Below are 15,587 nucleotides of genomic sequence, written 5' to 3' on the forward strand. Positions count from 1 at the left end.
GAGTGCATTGGAATTGCAGCTTTTTCGGGAATTCAGTTGGTATGTCCGAGCCGGAAACGAGAGAAGCGCATGACCGGGCAGGGCCATGCGCTTCTCTTGAGTTTTTTGAAAAAGATCAGGCGGTCAACGACCGTTTGTCTTGCGCCATGCCTCGTATTTGTCGCGGAACTCGTCTTTCGTCTGCGGGTAAAGGCCGATGATCGGCGTGCCGGCTTTCACCTGTTCGAGCACGAAAGCCTCGTAGCTTTCCATCGCCGTGCATTCCTCCGCCAGTTCCTCGGCCAGATGCGCGGGAATGACCATCACGCCGTCATTGTCGCCGACGAGAACGTCGCCCGGAAACACCGCGACATCGCCGCAGGAGATCGGCACGTTGATATCGATCGCCTCGTGCAGGGTGAGATTGGTCGGGGCGGAGGGGCGGGCGTGATAGGACGGCATGTCCAGCGCGCCTATGCCCGCCGCATCACGAAAGCCGCCATCGGTGACGACGCCTGCGGCACCGCGCAGGGCGAGACGCGTGATCAGGATCGAACCGGCCGTGGCGGCGCGGGCGTCCTTGCGGCTGTCCATCACCAGCACATGGCCGGCCGGGCAGGTTTCGATGGCGACACGCTGCGGATGGTCGGCATTGCGGAACACGGTAATCGGGTTGCGGTCCTCGCGCGCCACGATGTAGCGCAGTGTAAACGCCTGACCGACCATGGTTTCCGTCTTGGGCGACACCGGCACGACGCCCTGGATAAACTGGTTGCGCAGGCCGCGCTTGAACATGGCGGTTGCCAGCGATGCAGTGGAAATCTTCTTGAATTTTGCGCGCGTTGCGTCGCTGAGTACGTAGTCGCTCATCGGTCTCATCCTCCTCAATAGATATCCGGTTCGCCGGCTTTCTGACCGAACCCGGTTTCCAGAAAATCGAAATCGCAGCCCTGATCGGCCTGGGTGACGTGTTTGGAGAACATCCAGCCGTAACCACGTTGGAAACGCGGCTCCGGCGCTTTCCATTCTGCCTTGCGGCGTGCCAGTTCCTCCTCGCTCACCAGCATGTCCAATGATCGATTGGGCAGATCGAGACGGATGATGTCGCCGTTCTTCAGAAGTGCCAGCGGGCCACCGACAAAACTTTCCGGCGAGACATGCAGTACGCAAGCGCCGTAGGACGTGCCGGACATGCGGGCGTCGGAAATGCGCAGCATGTCGCGATGGCCCTTCTTGATCAGCGCCTTGGGGATCGGCAGCATACCCCATTCGGGAAAGCCGGGGCCGCCGAGCGGGCCGGCATTGCGCAGGACCAGAACGTGATCGGGCGTGACGTCGAGGTTCTCGTCGTCGATCGCCTTCTTCATCTCCGGGTAGCTGTCGAACACCATGGCTGGTCCCTGATGCACATGGTATTTCGGATCACAGGCAGCGGGCTTGATGACGCCGCCATTCGGGCAGAGATTGCCGCGCACCACGGCAAGCGACCCTTCGTGATAGACAGGGTTGGAAAGCGGGCGGATGACGTCGTCATTATAGACTTTTGCGCCTTCGAGATTTTCGCCCATGGTGCGGCCGGTGACGGTCATGACCGACAAATCCAGCCGGTCCTCCATCTGCTTCATCAGCGCCCGCAGTCCGCCGGCATAGAAAAAATCCTCCATCAGATAGTCCTTGCCCGAGGGGCGGACATTGGCGATGAGAGGCGTGACGCGGCCGAGCGCATCGAGATCATCGAGGGTGAGATCGACGCCTGCGCGGCGCGCCATGGCGATCAGGTGTACGACGGCATTGGTGGAACAGCCGGTGGCCATGGCGACGATCGCGGCATTGCGACAGGCGGCATCGGTTACGATCTTGTCCGGCGTCAGGTCTTCCCAGACCATGTCAACGATGCGGCGGCCACAATCCGATCCCATGCGCTGGTGGTTGCTGTCGACGGCCGGAATGGAGGAGGCGCCGGGCAGCGTCAGGCCCATGGCGTCGGCGATCGCCGTCATGGTCGATGCCGTGCCCATGGTCATGCAGGTGCCGGCCGAGCGGGCAATGCCGCCCTGCACGCCCAGCCATTCCTCATCGGTAATGTTGCCGGCGCGGCGTTCGTCCCAGTATTTCCAGCCGTCAGAACCGGAGCCGAGGATTTTACCGGCATAATTGCCGCGCAGCATCGGGCCGGCGGGCAGGTAAATCATCGGCACACCGGCCGAGATCGCACCCATGACCAAACCCGGCGTTGTCTTGTCGCAGCCGCCCATCAGCACCACGCCATCGAGCGGATGCGCGCGGATCATCTCTTCCGTCTCCATGGCGAGCATGTTGCGGTAGAGCATGGACGTGGGTTTGAGCGAGCTTTCATCGAGCGACAAAGACGGCATCTGCACGGCAAAACCGCCGGCCTGAAAGATGCCGCGCTTCACATCTTGCACGCGTTCCTTGAAGTGGGCGTGGCAGGTGTTGAGTTCGGACCATGTGTCGAGCACGCCGATGACCGGCTTGTCGCGAAACTCCTCTTCCGAATAACCGAGCTGCATCATGCGCGAGCGGTGGCCGAAGGAGCGCAGATCGTCGGGCGCGAACCAGCGGGCACTGCGCAGGTCTTCCGGCTTTTTGGTCTTTGGCAGGGAACTGCTGGACATGGCAATCAACCTTTTTGCGGGCGCGGAAAGGTTTTGGCCTTCCCGACATGCCTCACCGAATGGGTGGGGCTATCAATCGTTTACGGTGAGGGAAATGGCGGCGGCACCTGGGGCAAAGTGCTGATGACGGCAGATGCATTCGCCCCGCAAAAAAACAGTCGCATGTTTCCTCCTCCATGGTTCAGACGCATCGAAACATGCGCCCGATGTTCGCCTCTCCCAAAGCGACAATTGCATTGAAGCACTAAAACATCAGTGCATCAACCCGAAAACTGTGTTTTAATGCAGGCAGCTAGCAAATGGTGGAACGGCGCATGGGTGAAATGATCAGGGGAAGTGGCACGGTCAGGGGCGGACAGCTGGATCGCTCGCGGCAGGTGGCGCTGCAGGTGCATGAGATCCTGCGCGAACGCATCCTGAAGGTGGAACTTGTGCCGGGCACGGTCCTGTCGCGTTCCAGCCTGCAGATGGAGTTCGGTGTCAGCCAGACGCCGGTGCGCGATGCCCTGATGCGCCTGCAGGAAGAGGGCATGGTGGATGTCTATCCGCAATACGCCACCGTGGTCGCGCGGATCGACATCAACCATGCAAGGCAGGCGCAGTTTTTGCGGTTGTCGATCGAGCTGGAGGCCGTGCGGCGGTTGACCGAAGATCGCCCGGAAGCGACGGCGGCGGAGCTTTCCGAAATCCTGCTGCGCCAACGCGCCGTCGCGACGCCCGAGACCTATGACAGGTTCGACGAGATAGACCGCGAGTTCCATCGCCATCTTTATGAACGCATGGGCATGGAGCAACTCTGGGCGAATGTGCGCCGTCAGAGTGTGCATCTCGACCGGTTGCGGCGGCTGAACCTGCCCATGCCGGGCAAGATGCAGACGGTGCTTGCCGATCACGAAGCGATTGTCGAAGGCATAAGGTCCGGCAAGGCGGAAATCGCGGCTGCGGCGCTGCGAAAACATCTGTCCGGCACGCTTTCCATCATCGATGTGATCAGCGCCGAGTTTCCCGATTACATTCGCCGCTGAAAGGCTCTATGAGGGGCGACTTTCAGAACGGGACGAAAAGACATGCAGAAACCCTGGAGCAAGCCGGTTGTCGTGATGATCGGCGAACCGCCGGTCGAAACCGCGATCGAGACGACACAGGCCGCCTCCTGGGCGATGATCGAGGATTGGCCGATCGAGGACGAGCCGGCGCTCGACAAGGCGCTTTTGATCTGCGCCGATGTCTCCAAGGGCAAGCGCGCGGATGAAGATGCGCGTCAGGCTTTTGTGGCCGCTGCCGTCGAGGCCGGCGTTCTGGTCAGCAAGTGATGGCTGGCCCGCTGTTTCGCCATGCCGTGCCGGCGGATGCGGCGCGTTGTTACGAAATCGAGATTTCGGCCTACGAGGGCGATGAGGCGGCGACGCTGGAAAAGATCGCGCTGCGCATCGGCCAATATCCGCAGGGTTTTCTGGTGCTGGAAGTCGATCGCACGATCGTCGGTTTCATCAACAGCGGCTGCGCTGAAAACGTCGTGATGTCCGACGAGGATTTCAAACAGCTGATCGGGCATGATCCCGATGCCGAAAATGTCGTGATCATGTCGGTCGTGATCGATCCGGCTTTTCAGGGGCATGGCCATTCGTCACGGCTGATGCGCGAATTCATCGCGCGCATGCAGGCGATGGGCAAGAAGACCATTCATCTCATGTGCAAGGAACAGCATGTCGGGCTCTATGAAAAATTCGGCTATCGGTATGTAAAGCCGTCGGCCTCCGATCATGGCGGCATGGCCTGGCATGAGATGGTGATGGAGCTGCCGCTGCCGCTGTAACCGCAGGGTGCTCCATCAAAAAAGACCCCGCCCCAAACCCGATCAGGGCGAGCCACGGGTCTCGCCCGTCCTTCGGACCCCCACAAGGGGGAGGGGCTTAACCCAGGCGCTACGCTGAGGTTCAATTTGGGCAGGGAGTTTGCCGCGAGTTCTCTCCCCCCTTGTGGGGGAGGTGGCCAGCAGGCCAGAGGGGGACTTGCTTTAAGTGACGCACCGATGATCTCACTTCCTACGCCCCATCCTGCGGCAGCACGATTTCCGCCGTAAAGCCGTCACCCGATTTGATCTCGAACCGGAACCCGTGCAGCTTGACGATGGCGGCGACAAGGGTAAGCCCAAGGCCCAGCCCCTTGGTGTGGCGGCTGCGGTCGGAGCGATAGAAACGCTGCGCCAGCAGTTCGCGTTCGTTTTCGGCAATGCCCGGCCCGCTGTCTTTCACGCGGATCACGACATGATCGCCTTCCGACACCAGCGCGACATCGACCCTGCCGCCTTCGGGCGTGTATTTCACGGCATTGTCGACGAGATTGGCGACCGCCTCGAATAACAGGTCGCGGTCTCCCTGCGTTGTGTTCTCGCCTGCGGCATGAACGGCCAGCGCCAGCTGTTTCTGCTCGGCAAAGGGTTCGTAAAGCTCGCCGACCTCGGTGATCAACTCCGCCAGATCGACGCTGCCAAATGCCTGAAAACGGCGCGTCTGTTCGATCTCGCGAATGCGCAGCAGTGCAGTGATGATCGAGATGGCATGGTCGACACCGGAAATCGCGCGATCGGTCGCGGCCTGAAATTCCTCCACAGAAGCGGCGCTGCGGCGCGCGCGCTCCAGCCCGATCCGCACACGCGCGAGCGGCGTTCGAAGGTCGTGAGCAATGTCGTCGCCGATGGCGGCAAGATTTTCGACCAGCGTCTGGATTTCGTCGAGCATGCCGTTGACGATCTGCGCCAGCTTGTCGAGCGGGTCTTCGCTGTCATGGGTCGGAAGCCGCTTGGAAAAATCGCCGGCAACGATGTCGGCGGCACGCAACTGCATTTCGCGAATGCGGCGCTGCGACCGGGCGGCAAACAGCAGCGAGGCGGCAAGACCGAGAAGGAAGGCCGGCAGCAGGCCGAAAATCAGGCCGCGCCTGACCACCGAGGCGGTCTGTTCATTGTCCTTGGTGCTCCAGCCGACAACGACGATATTGCCGTCCGCGAGCCGGCGCGCGAGCGCCCGTGACGGCTGGATCATCTCCATGTCCGGATCGACACGATCTATATCCACCTGGATCGGCAGTTGGTCGACTTCGAGCCCGGCCGGCCATTGCCGTATATTGCCTGAAATGCGTTTGCCGTCGGCGGTAAACAATCCGGCCGGCTTGTAACGACGTGGGTCCTGCCGCAGCCGTTCCTCATATTGCGTCAGAAGCCCTTCTTTCGACTGGGCGACCATCGCGTCGGATTCCTGGATGATCAGGCTGTCGAGAAACGACACCAGTTCACGGCTGGTGGTGACATAGGCGAAGGTGAGGCTGAGCATGATCGTTGCGCCGATCGCGATGAACAACGCGACCGTGTAACGAAATGTCGAGTTCCAGATCCAGTCAATCAGGCGCGCGAAGAACAAAACCCTCTCCACGAATATTGGAGATCAACGGCGCTTCTCCCGTCGCATCGACCTTGCGGCGCAGACGGCCCATATGCACGTCCACGAGGTTCGAGTCCGGCACGAACTTGTATTTCCACACCTCTTCAAACAGCATGGCGCGCGTGAGAAGCTGCTCGCTATGGCGCATCATGTATTCGAGAAGCTTGTATTCGCGCGGCAGAAGCTCGATCTCGCGCCCGGCGCGGTTGGCGCTGCGTTCGATGAGGTCGATTTCCAGCGGGCCGACACGCAGTGTTTTTGCCGATGTATCGGCCGGTCGGCGCAGAAGCGCCTCGATGCGGGCGACGAGCTCAAGCACGGCAAACGGCTTGGTCAGATAGTCATCACCGCCGGCGCGCAGTCCTTTGACGCGGTCGTTGACGGCACCAAGCGCGCTCAGGACCAGAACTGGTGTGCGGATTTTTTCCCGGCGCAGGGTATCGATGACGGCAAGACCATCCATGCCGGGCAGCATGCGATCAACGATCAGCACATCGGCATCTGCGGCGCGCGCGCGCTCAAGCCCTTCGATGCCATCGGCTGCCCAGTCGACGACATAGCCGGAATCCTTCAGTTCGGCGCAGATATCCTGTGCAGTGTCTTCGTCATCCTCGATCAGAACGACCTTGGTCATGGTTTCTTCCTGGCAAGGCTGCGGGGCAATGAACGCAGGTGTTTATCGCCGATCCATGACAAATGATATCCAAACCGGCCCCGGTGTCCGCGTGATTTCTTAAATTCCAATTTAATGGCGTTTGTCAATTTGAAGGCGCAAACCCCACGCACCACTGCGCGACAAGACGTCGCGCGCCCACATGTCGCTTGCTCGTCTGCTCCGAAGGCACCCGTCCGGCGGCTCACCAACCGAGGTGCTTCATGCCTTCCAAAAACAATAAGATGTCCACCAACAGCCGCCTGATGCTGAGCCGCCGCCAGTTGCTTGGCTCTGCCGCGACGGGCGCTGCCGCAATCGGCGTCAGCACCATGCCTTCCTGGGCGCAGGAGCAGGGCTCCGACGGTGTTGTCGACGTGCTGCTGATCGGTGGCGGCATCATGAGCTCGACGCTCGGTGTTCTGCTCTCGCAGCTCGAGCCGACCTGGAAGATCGAGATGATCGAGCGCCTCGACGACGTGGCGATGGAAAGCTCCAACGGCTGGAACAATGCCGGCACCGGCCACTCGGCACTTGCCGAACTCAACTATTCGCCGATGGATGCCAAGGGTAATGTCAACATTACCAAGGCGATCGAGATCAACGAATGGTTCCAGATCACCCGTCAGTTCCTGTCGCACCAGATCGACATGGGCGTTCTGAAGAACCCGCGTTCGTTCATCAACTCGACCCCGCACATGAGCTTCGTCTGGGGTGACGCCAACACCGAATTCCTTGCCAAGCGCTACGAAGCGCTCAAGGCGAGCCCGCTGTTTGCCGGCATGCAGTTCTCCAACGACCATGCGCAGATCGCCAAGTGGGTTCCACTGATGATGGAAGGCCGAGATCCGAACCAGAAGCTGGCCGTGACCTGGAGCCCGCTCGGCACCGACGTCAATTTTGGCGAGATCACGCGCCAGTATGTCACGCATCTGAAGAGCCAGCAGCAGTTCACCCTGCGTACCTCCTCGGAAGTCGAGGATATCGTCAAGAACGACGACGGCACCTGGAGCGTGACCTACTCCAACACCAAGACCGGTGACACCACCGTCGTGAAGGCCAAGTTCGTCTTCCTCGGCGCCGGTGGCGGCGCGCTGCCGCTTCTGCAGATGTCGGGCATTCCGGAAGGCGACGCCTATGCCGGTTTCCCGGTCGGCGGTTCCTTCCTCGTCTGCGACAACCCGGAGATCGTCAACCAGCACCTTGCCAAGGCCTATGGCCAGGCCGAAACCGGCGCTCCGCCGATGTCGGTTCCGCATCTTGATACTCGCGTGTTCGACGGCAAGCGCCACATCCTATTCGGACCGTTCGCAACCTTCTCGACAAAGTTCCTGAAGGAAGGCTCGCTGTTCGATCTGCCGGCTTCCGTCACGCTCGAAAACATCTGGCCGATGCTGCAGGTCGGCACCAACGAGTTCAACCTCGTGCAGTATCTCGCCGGTCAGCTGATGATGTCGGACGAAGATCGTCTGAATGCGCTGAAAGTCTATTTCCCGAATGCGAAGGCTGAAGACTGGCGTTACTGGCAGGCTGGCCAACGCGTGCAGATCATCAAGAACGACCCGGAAAAGGGTGGCCTGCTGAAGCTCGGTACCGAAATCGTCGCGTCCGAAGACCGCACGATTGCCGCTCTTCTCGGCGCTTCGCCGGGTGCTTCCACCGCCGCCCCGATCATGCTCGACGTTCTGAAGAAGGTGTTCCCGGACAAGCTGAAGACGCCGGAATGGCAGGAACGCGTCCACGCGATCGTTCCGAGCTACGGCCAGAAGCTCAACGAAAACCCGGACATGCTGGCCAAGGAATGGGCCGCGACAGAAGAGCGCCTGCAGCTCGCCATCGCGTCGCCTGCCATGGATCCGGCCGCCTACAGCAAGCCGACGACACCGGCCGGCGAAGTGAAGATGGCTCCGGGCCTGGCGCTCTAATTGTTGTCATGAATGCATGCGAAGGCCCCGCTTGTCGGGGCCTTTTGCGTTTGTGCTGGGCGGGTTCCGATTTTCAGGCCAATCGGTTAGGGATATGGCCGAAATAAAGAAGGGCATACGCATGACGGTTCTGGCACATCCGCTGGTCGAGGGTTTTTACGACGAACGTACCGGCAGCATCCAGTATGTGGTGGCTGATCCGAAAACGCGGGCCTGTGCGATCATCGATCCTGTGCTGGATTACGACGAGAAATCCGGTTCGACGGCGACACGCCACGCCGATGCCATTCTCGCCCATATCGAGGCGGAGGGTTATGTCCTGCAATGGATCCTCGACACCCACCCACATGCCGACCATTTTTCCGCAGCAGCCTATCTGAAGGAAAAGACCGGCGTGCCGACAGCGATCGGCGCCGAGGTCGTGAAGGTTCAGGCTTTGTGGCGCAAGCTCTACAACATGCCGGACCTCAAATGCGACGGCTCGCAATGGGACCGGCTGTTTGCCGATGGCGAGCGTTTTTTGATCGGCGAGATGGAGGTCGAGGTTATCCATTCGCCGGGGCATACGCTGGCTTCAATAACCTATCTGATCGGCGACGCAGCCTTCATCCACGACACGCTGTTCATGCCCGACAGCGGCTCGGCGCGCGCCGACTTTCCGGGCGGCAGTGCCGAGACGTTGTGGGCATCGATCGAAAGAATTCTTGCGCTGCCGGATGAGACCCGCCTGTTCACCGGTCACGATTACTGTCCCGATGGTCGTGCGCCCCTTTGGGAAAGCACGGTGACAGAACAGAAAGAAAAGAACATCCATCTGCGGGGAACAGGCAAGGATTTCATCGCCGCACGCAAGCAGCGCGATGCGACGCTGCCGTTCCCGAAACTTCTCCTGCATGCGCTGCAGGTCAATCTCAACGCCGGAGCGCTGCCGGAGCCGGAAGAGGATGGCCGGCGCTATCTGAAGATGCCGCTGAACGCTTTTCCAGATGTCAGCTGGTGAAGCAGTAAATGCTCTCAATGAGGGTTCTCTCGGCGATCTGTGCCACTTTGAATATATTGTTTCCTGAGAAATCGTCAGCAATTCAACTTTTTTCGATTGATTAAAACCTGATTTAATCTGCGATTAATCATCTTGGCTCTAGCGTTCGCCCGAGCCGATGATTGGCTTGTTCCAGCGCGATGTCAGCCTTCAAAAATTTCCCTTCACCTTAGCGAGTTTCCGCGACGCGTCACGGAGCTTGCCCGCCCCGTGGTGTGCCATGTCGTTTCTGTCCAATGCGAAAATCCGCACGAAAATACTGTCTCTGATACTGCCCATCTGTTTTGTCGGGATCGCCGGTGTCGTCGTCCTCGCTCAAAATTACAACAGCTCCGATGATCGTTATTATTCCTTCATCTCGAAAGACAATGTTGCCGCGACGGACGTTTCCCGCGCCGCAACCTCCATCAATTCTGTGGCCTACAGCGCCTATCAGCTGATGACATATGACAGCGCCGCCGAATTCCGCGCCTATGTCGCCAAGAACTATGAAAGCGGCAAGGGCGCTGTTTTTGCGCGCTTCGCCAATGCCAAGAAGCTCATTCCGGAACAAACTGCCACGCTTGATGCCTTCGAAAACCGCGCCCGTGCGATCACGGTCGAGACGGACAAGGCCGTTGCGATGATCAAGGACGGCAAACTGGCTGACGCGAAGGCCATCATGGCCGGCGTCGATCCGGACATCGGCAAGCTGCGTGACGATCTGCGCGACTGGAACATTGCCAATACCAAGGCAGTGATTGCCGAAGCGGATGCGATCAGCATTTCAGTCAGTAGCACCATCACCACGCTTCTGGTCAGCCTCGGCGTGATCTTTCTGGCGGCCATCGTCGCCTCGCTTTTCGTCGCCTCGCGCGGCATTTCCGGCCCGATCGCACGCCTGCAGGCACGGATGATTTCTCTTGCCGGTGGGGAGACGGCACAGGAAATCGCCGGCCTGGAGCGCAAGGATGAAGTGGGTCAGATGGCGGAAGCCGTTGCGGTCTTCCGCGACAATGCCATTGAGCGCATCAACCTCGAAAAGGAAGCTGCCGCCAATCGCTCGCTGTCGGAACAGGAGCGTATCGACCGCGAAGCCGCCAAGGCCAGAGAAGCCGCTGATGTGAAATTCGCGGTCGACAATCTGGCGACAGGCCTGTCGCATCTTTCGGATGGCAATGTCGCCTATCGCATCGAGCACGGTTTTGCCGCCTCGCTGGATGGCGTCCGCACCGATTTCAACGCCTCTGCCGCCAAGCTGCAGGATGCGCTGAAGAGTGTCGCCAACAATGCTCGCGGTATCGATGCCGGCGCCAACGAGATCAAGGCCGCGGCCGACGATCTGGCCAAGCGCACCGAACAGCAGGCTGCCGCCGTGGAAGAAACCGCCGCCGCATTGGAAGAGATCACCACAACGGTGAAGGATTCGACCAAGCGCGCGCAGGAAGCCGGTGCGTTGGTATCGCGCACCCGTCAGGAAGCCGAGCATTCCGGCGAAGTCGTTCGCCGTGCCGTCATCGCCATGGAGAAGATCGAAAAGTCTTCGAGCGAGATCGGCAACATTATCGGTGTGATTGACGACATCGCCTTCCAGACCAATCTTCTGGCGCTGAATGCTGGCGTCGAAGCGGCGCGTGCCGGTGAAGCCGGCAAGGGTTTTGCGGTTGTCGCACAGGAAGTGCGCGAATTGGCCCAGCGTTCGGCAAACGCTGCCAAGGAGATTAAGACGCTGATCACCACGTCGAACGTGCAGGTTCAGGAGGGTGTCGATCTGGTCGGCGCCACCGGCACGGCGCTGGAAAAGATCGTGGTCGAGGTGCAGGAGATCAACCGGCACGTGGCGGCGATCGTCGAAAGCGCGCAGGAACAGTCGACCGGTCTCCAGCAGATCAACACCGCCGTCAATTCGATGGACCAGGAAACCCAGAAGAATGCGGCGATGGTGGAAGAACAGACCGCAGCCAGCCACGGTCTTGCCCGCGAAGTCGCCTCGCTGAACGAACTGCTGGCGCAGTTCAAGCTCGGCGAAGCGCAGCTCGCTCGCGTTGCCAGCAGGCAGGATGCGCCGGTTGCCTCTCCGGCCCGTTCGATGGTGCGCAAGGTGGCCAATGCCTTCAATGGCAATGCCGCCGTGGCCGTGGAGCAGAACTGGACCGAGTTTTGATTTTCCTCTGCCGGGTCGATGAGATCCGGTTGACATGATCACATCAAGGGAGGGCTGTTTTGCGGCCCTCCCTTTTTTCTGTGCCGATGCTGCCACGCGACCGCATTCAAAATCGTGTCAGACGATCGGTTTTCGCTGACAGGACGATCGTTCGGATGATAGAGCCGATACCGGGCTTCGATGCCGGTTCGCGGTTCGAAGGGCCACGGAATAAGCGAGCCATGAATGGCTCGGGAGCACGATCATGGCAGAAGAAACATCTTTTCGTTTGACGGAACTTGCCCATGGCGGCGGCTGCGGTTGCAAGCTGGCGCCGGCCGTTCTGCAGAAACTGCTGGCAGGCCAGCCGGCCGCGCAGCCTTTCGCGCAACTGCTCGTCGGCAACGAGATGGCCGATGATGCCGCCGTCTGGCAGATCGATGACAATACCTGCGTGATCGCCACCACCGATTTTTTCATGCCGATGGTGGACGATCCTTACGAATTCGGCCGCATCGCCGCCGCCAATGCCATTTCGGATGTGTATGCGATGGGCGGCAAGCCGATCCTGGCGCTCGCTATTTTAGGGATGCCGATCAACAAGCTGGAGCCGGAAACCATCGGCAAGATTTTGGAAGGCGGCGCGTCCATCTGTTCCACCGCCGGCATTCCGGTGGCCGGCGGCCATTCGATCGACAGCGTCGAGCCGATCTACGGGCTTGCCGTCATCGGTATCTGCCATCCGAGCCAGGTACGCCGCAATGGCGGGGCAAAGGCCGGCGACAAGCTGATCCTCACCAAGGGCATCGGCATCGGCATCTATTCCTCGGCGATCAAGAAGAATGCGCTGCCGGCGGCCGCCTATGACGAGATGATCGCGTCCACGACGTTGCTTAACAAGATCGGCACCGAACTTGCCGCCAATGCCGACGTGCACGCGATCACCGACGTCACCGGTTTCGGTATTCTGGGGCACGGGCTGGAAATGTCGCGCGCCTCCGGCCTGACGCTGCGGCTGAAGCTTGCCGACATCCCGTTCCTGACGAAGGCGGAAGAACTGGCGCAGCAGGGTTTCATTACCGGTGCTTCGGTGCGCAACTGGGCGAGCTATGGCGAGGCCATCACGCTGCCGGAAAACATGCCGGAATGGCAGCGCATGCTGCTCGCCGACCCGCAGACATCGGGTGGCCTACTGGTCGCGGTGTCCGCCGACAAGGCGGATGCGCTTGTTGCCCAAGTGCGCGACGCCGGTTATCCACTCGTGTCAATCGTCGGCACCGTGGAAGACGGTCCTGCCGGCATCGTCGTCGACGGCGGAACGGTGTCCTGACGGAACAAGTTTTCGGGTGCAGGCGTTCCATGGGGAACTGATGGAGGTTCCCCATGCCCGTATCTTGGCCCGTATCCCGATCGAAAACCCTGACCTTTCTGGCTGGCGCATCTGCGCCTGCCCTGGCGCTGATGCTGGCGGCCGCGCCTGTTGCGGCCCAGACCGGCAATACCGGCACGCCACCTTCCACCCAGAGCCTGGAAAGCAAGGCGGCCTGCAATCCGGCCGGAAAAGCCGAGGCCGCAACGCCGGCCGACACCCATTCGGCAGCCGGCACTGCGCCCGGCAATACCGGCTCCACAGGCTGGACCGGCGGCACGGGAGGCCAGCACACCAGCACCAACCCGCAGGGGGCGTTGCCGGAATCGAAAACATGGCAGCCACCGACCGCGCGCGGTCTCGATCTCGCCATGCCGATGCCGAAACCGGAGACGGGCAAAACCGCTACAAACTGCTGATGTCCTCGTCAAAATTGCTTGATGATTGCAATTCCTGTTTCCACGGTCGCGGCGAAAGGAGTAAAGCAAGGCGACATTCTATCGCGATTTGAGCGACGCATCGTCTTGCCCGAAAACCGGACTGGTTCCGGGCCTGATGTGCCGCCGACAGGAGTTGGACCATCATGTTGAACCGCCGCCGTTTCCTCAGCCATGCCGCAACCGCTTCAGTTGCCGCCGCCTTCGTTTCCCGCGGTGCAAGCCCGGTTTTCGCTGCCGACAAGGTGGCCGATACGGCTGCATGGCGCACGTTCGAAGTCACCACCAAGGTGGACCTGAGCGATGTGACCGGCCCGGCAAAACTCTGGCTGCCTGTTGCCCAGTCGGCCGGTGAATACCAGAAGGCTTCCGCGCCGCACTGGACGTCGGATTCGAAGCAGGTCGAGATGAAGAAAGACGCGACCTCGGGCGCAGATATCCTTTCGGTCGAATGGCAGACGGACGGCAAGCGCACAATCGAATTCACCCAGACGATCCAGACCCGTAACCGTACTGCCGATGGCGTTGCGGTTGAGAAGGCCGAACTGGATGCCGCTCTCGTCGGCACGCCGAGCGCGCCGATCGACGGCATCGTCAAGGACACGGCGATGAACATCATCGGCACCCGCAAAAAGGACGAGGACAAGGCTCGCGCCATTTATGACTGGGTCGTCGAAAACACCTTTCGTGATGCCAATGTGGCCGGCTGCGGCGTCGGCAACGTGAAAGACATGCTGGAAACCGGCTATTTCGGCGGCAAATGCGCCGACATCAACAGCCTCTACACGGCACTTGCCCGCGCCGCCGGCCTGCCGGCCCGCGACGTTTTTGGCGTGCGTGTTGCCAATTCGGCGGACTTCAAGACGCTCGGCCGTGCTGGCGACATTACCGGTGCGCAGCACTGTCGCGCCGAAGTCTATCTCGAAGGGCAGGGTTGGGTTCCTGTCGATCCGGCCGATGTGCGCAAGGTCGTGCTGGAAGAGAAGCTGCCGCTCGAAAACGATGCTGTGCAGGCTTTCCGTGCCAAGGCTTTCGGCAACTGGGAAATGAACTGGATCGGTTACAACACCGCGCGTGACATCACGCTTCCGGGCAACGAAATACGCCAGAACTTCTTCATGTATCCAGCAGCGTTCACCTCGCGTGGCGAAGTGGATTGCCTGAGCCCGAAGACCTTTGCCTATTCGATTTCCTCGAAGGAAATCACGGCTTGAGTTTCAGGTCTTTGAGCGAATGGAAAAGCCGCCTTCCGGGCGGCTTTTTTGTGTGATGAGATCGCTCGTTTCTCCGTCATCCTTGCCCTTGTGGCGGGGATCCAGCAGCGCCGCGTCTGCGGTGCACAATACTCTTTGACGCTGCTGTTGAAGGAAGAGTCCTCTCACCGCGCGGACGCGCGGTGGCTGGATTCCTGTGACATACCTCGCGTGAAACGCGAGGGACAGGAATGACGCAGAAGGTGCGATTGTCAGAGAAACTCGGCCGCCCATCAATGCGGCTTGATTTCCTCGATCATCAGCCGAAGACCGTCGGCATTAAAAAACTCGCCATCGCGGATCAGTGAACGGTCTTCTTCCAGCTTGCGCACGAGAGACGCGAGACGCGCCTTGGCTTCTTTATCCTCGACAAGCCCCTCTCGGCCGGCGCGATAAAACACCACGCCGGACCAGTTCACACCAGCACCGGCAAACAGTTTGGTCATGTCCGGCCAGCGCAATTCGTCGCCCACCACATGCAGATAGGCTGAACGCAAAAGCTCCACCCTGGTCTCGCTGATCGAGACCAGAATGAACAGCATGGTGAAGGAACCAGCATCCGAATAGGTGTCGATCACCCAGTCGTCGAAATCGGTATCTGCTGCGGGATTGCTCACGATTTTTCTCCTGATGGCGGAAGAGAATGGGAGTCGAACCCACCCAAGACAGCGTCGCTACCCCACCCGGATTTGAAGTCCGGACGCCCCACCGGGGACGAATCTCTTCCATTCTCAG

At 60.3% G+C, this 15,587-nt stretch carries 14 protein-coding genes and 1 tRNA gene; 9 read left to right on the forward strand and 6 right to left on the reverse strand.

Annotation, left to right across the window (positions count from 1 at the left end; all coding sequences use genetic code 11):
- Positions 1–123 precede the first annotated feature (123 nt).
- A complete protein-coding gene (locus ACRQ1B_RS00200; RefSeq protein ID WP_432291669.1) occupies positions 124–849 on the reverse strand; it encodes a ribonuclease activity regulator RraA in 726 nt (241 codons plus the stop codon).
- A gap of 14 nt (positions 850–863) precedes the next feature.
- Positions 864–2,615: an L-arabinonate dehydratase gene (araD, locus tag ACRQ1B_RS00205; RefSeq protein WP_432291670.1), complete on the reverse strand. Its 1,752-nt coding sequence runs from the start codon at positions 2,613–2,615 to the stop codon at positions 864–866.
- A gap of 314 nt (positions 2,616–2,929) precedes the next feature.
- Here araD and ACRQ1B_RS00210 point away from each other — a divergent pair, with 314 nt between their 5' ends.
- The 3 genes from ACRQ1B_RS00210 to ACRQ1B_RS00220 are packed head-to-tail and all read left to right on the forward strand — an operon-like array spanning position 2,930 to position 4,431.
- Entirely contained in the window at positions 2,930–3,640 is a 711-nt protein-coding gene (locus ACRQ1B_RS00210) for a GntR family transcriptional regulator (protein WP_432291671.1), read from the forward strand.
- Between the two features lie 42 nt (positions 3,641–3,682).
- Positions 3,683–3,928 carry a DUF982 domain-containing protein gene (locus ACRQ1B_RS00215; RefSeq protein ID WP_432291672.1) on the forward strand — a complete coding sequence of 82 codons (246 nt, stop codon included), beginning with the start codon at positions 3,683–3,685 and terminating at the stop codon, positions 3,926–3,928.
- Positions 3,928–4,431, forward strand: a complete 504-nt coding sequence (locus tag ACRQ1B_RS00220; protein ID WP_432291673.1) for a GNAT family N-acetyltransferase — start codon at positions 3,928–3,930, stop codon at positions 4,429–4,431. The genes ACRQ1B_RS00215 and ACRQ1B_RS00220 overlap by 1 nt, the downstream gene beginning before the upstream one ends.
- A 229-nt stretch (positions 4,432–4,660) precedes the next feature.
- Here ACRQ1B_RS00220 and ACRQ1B_RS00225 read toward each other — a convergent pair whose 3' ends face one another.
- Complete coding sequence (locus tag ACRQ1B_RS00225; RefSeq protein WP_432291674.1) at positions 4,661–6,034, reverse strand: sensor histidine kinase; 1,374 nt, start codon at positions 6,032–6,034, stop codon at positions 4,661–4,663.
- Positions 6,012–6,689, reverse strand: a complete 678-nt coding sequence (locus tag ACRQ1B_RS00230) for a response regulator transcription factor (protein ID WP_432291675.1) — start codon at positions 6,687–6,689, stop codon at positions 6,012–6,014. The genes ACRQ1B_RS00225 and ACRQ1B_RS00230 overlap by 23 nt, the downstream gene beginning before the upstream one ends.
- Before the next feature lie 263 nt (positions 6,690–6,952).
- Between ACRQ1B_RS00230 and mqo the strand changes: the two genes are divergently transcribed.
- From mqo to ACRQ1B_RS00260, 6 genes are all read left to right on the forward strand, one after another.
- Positions 6,953–8,632: a malate dehydrogenase (quinone) gene (gene mqo, locus ACRQ1B_RS00235; RefSeq protein ID WP_432291676.1), complete on the forward strand. Its 1,680-nt coding sequence runs from the start codon at positions 6,953–6,955 to the stop codon at positions 8,630–8,632.
- Positions 8,633–8,762: 130 nt separating this feature from the next.
- Positions 8,763–9,632: an MBL fold metallo-hydrolase gene (locus tag ACRQ1B_RS00240; protein WP_432293771.1), complete on the forward strand. Its 870-nt coding sequence runs from the start codon at positions 8,763–8,765 to the stop codon at positions 9,630–9,632.
- Between the two features lie 259 nt (positions 9,633–9,891).
- Positions 9,892–11,814: a methyl-accepting chemotaxis protein gene (locus ACRQ1B_RS00245; RefSeq protein ID WP_432291677.1), complete on the forward strand. Its 1,923-nt coding sequence runs from the start codon at positions 9,892–9,894 to the stop codon at positions 11,812–11,814.
- Between the two features lie 244 nt (positions 11,815–12,058).
- Positions 12,059–13,123, forward strand: coding sequence for a selenide, water dikinase SelD (selD, locus tag ACRQ1B_RS00250; RefSeq protein WP_432291678.1), 1,065 nt, complete (start codon positions 12,059–12,061; stop codon positions 13,121–13,123).
- 53 nt (positions 13,124–13,176) lie between these two features.
- The gene (locus tag ACRQ1B_RS00255; RefSeq protein WP_432291679.1) at positions 13,177–13,581 is read left to right on the forward strand and encodes a hypothetical protein; all 405 of its coding nucleotides are present in this window, start codon (positions 13,177–13,179) and stop codon (positions 13,579–13,581) included.
- Between the two features lie 164 nt (positions 13,582–13,745).
- A complete protein-coding gene (locus ACRQ1B_RS00260; protein WP_432291680.1) occupies positions 13,746–14,813 on the forward strand; it encodes a transglutaminase-like domain-containing protein in 1,068 nt (355 codons plus the stop codon).
- 272 nt (positions 14,814–15,085) lie between these two features.
- On the opposite strand, the gene ACRQ1B_RS00265 is transcribed toward ACRQ1B_RS00260, so the two are convergent.
- Together ACRQ1B_RS00265 and ACRQ1B_RS00270 are read right to left on the reverse strand one after the other, a co-directional pair.
- Entirely contained in the window at positions 15,086–15,469 is a 384-nt protein-coding gene (locus ACRQ1B_RS00265; RefSeq protein ID WP_432291681.1) for a hypothetical protein, read from the reverse strand.
- A 14-nt stretch (positions 15,470–15,483) separates the two neighbouring features.
- A tRNA-Sec gene (locus ACRQ1B_RS00270) sits at positions 15,484–15,579 on the reverse strand.
- Between the last annotated feature and the right edge of the window lie 8 nt (positions 15,580–15,587).

The organism is Endobacterium panacihumi (assembly GCF_050847465.1).
GTDB lineage: Bacteria > Pseudomonadota > Alphaproteobacteria > Rhizobiales > Rhizobiaceae > Neorhizobium > Neorhizobium panacihumi.

Bases quoted from the DNA above. Each gene is read 5' to 3' on its own strand.
- ACRQ1B_RS00200 (WP_432291669.1), bottom strand. From the start codon at position 849: ATGAGCGACTACGTACTCAGCGACGCAACGCGCGCAAAATTCAAGAAG.
- araD (WP_432291670.1), bottom strand. From the start codon at position 2,615: ATGTCCAGCAGTTCCCTGCCAAAGACCAAAAAGCCGGAAGACCTGCGC.
- ACRQ1B_RS00210 (WP_432291671.1), top strand. From the start codon at position 2,930: ATGGGTGAAATGATCAGGGGAAGTGGCACGGTCAGGGGCGGACAGCTG.
- ACRQ1B_RS00215 (WP_432291672.1), top strand. From the start codon at position 3,683: ATGCAGAAACCCTGGAGCAAGCCGGTTGTCGTGATGATCGGCGAACCG.
- ACRQ1B_RS00220 (WP_432291673.1), top strand. From the start codon at position 3,928: ATGGCTGGCCCGCTGTTTCGCCATGCCGTGCCGGCGGATGCGGCGCGT.
- ACRQ1B_RS00230 (WP_432291675.1), bottom strand. From the start codon at position 6,689: ATGACCAAGGTCGTTCTGATCGAGGATGACGAAGACACTGCACAGGAT.
- mqo (WP_432291676.1), top strand. From the start codon at position 6,953: ATGTCCACCAACAGCCGCCTGATGCTGAGCCGCCGCCAGTTGCTTGGC.
- ACRQ1B_RS00245 (WP_432291677.1), top strand. From the start codon at position 9,892: ATGTCGTTTCTGTCCAATGCGAAAATCCGCACGAAAATACTGTCTCTG.
- selD (WP_432291678.1), top strand. From the start codon at position 12,059: ATGGCAGAAGAAACATCTTTTCGTTTGACGGAACTTGCCCATGGCGGC.
- ACRQ1B_RS00255 (WP_432291679.1), top strand. From the start codon at position 13,177: ATGCCCGTATCTTGGCCCGTATCCCGATCGAAAACCCTGACCTTTCTG.
- ACRQ1B_RS00260 (WP_432291680.1), top strand. From the start codon at position 13,746: ATGTTGAACCGCCGCCGTTTCCTCAGCCATGCCGCAACCGCTTCAGTT.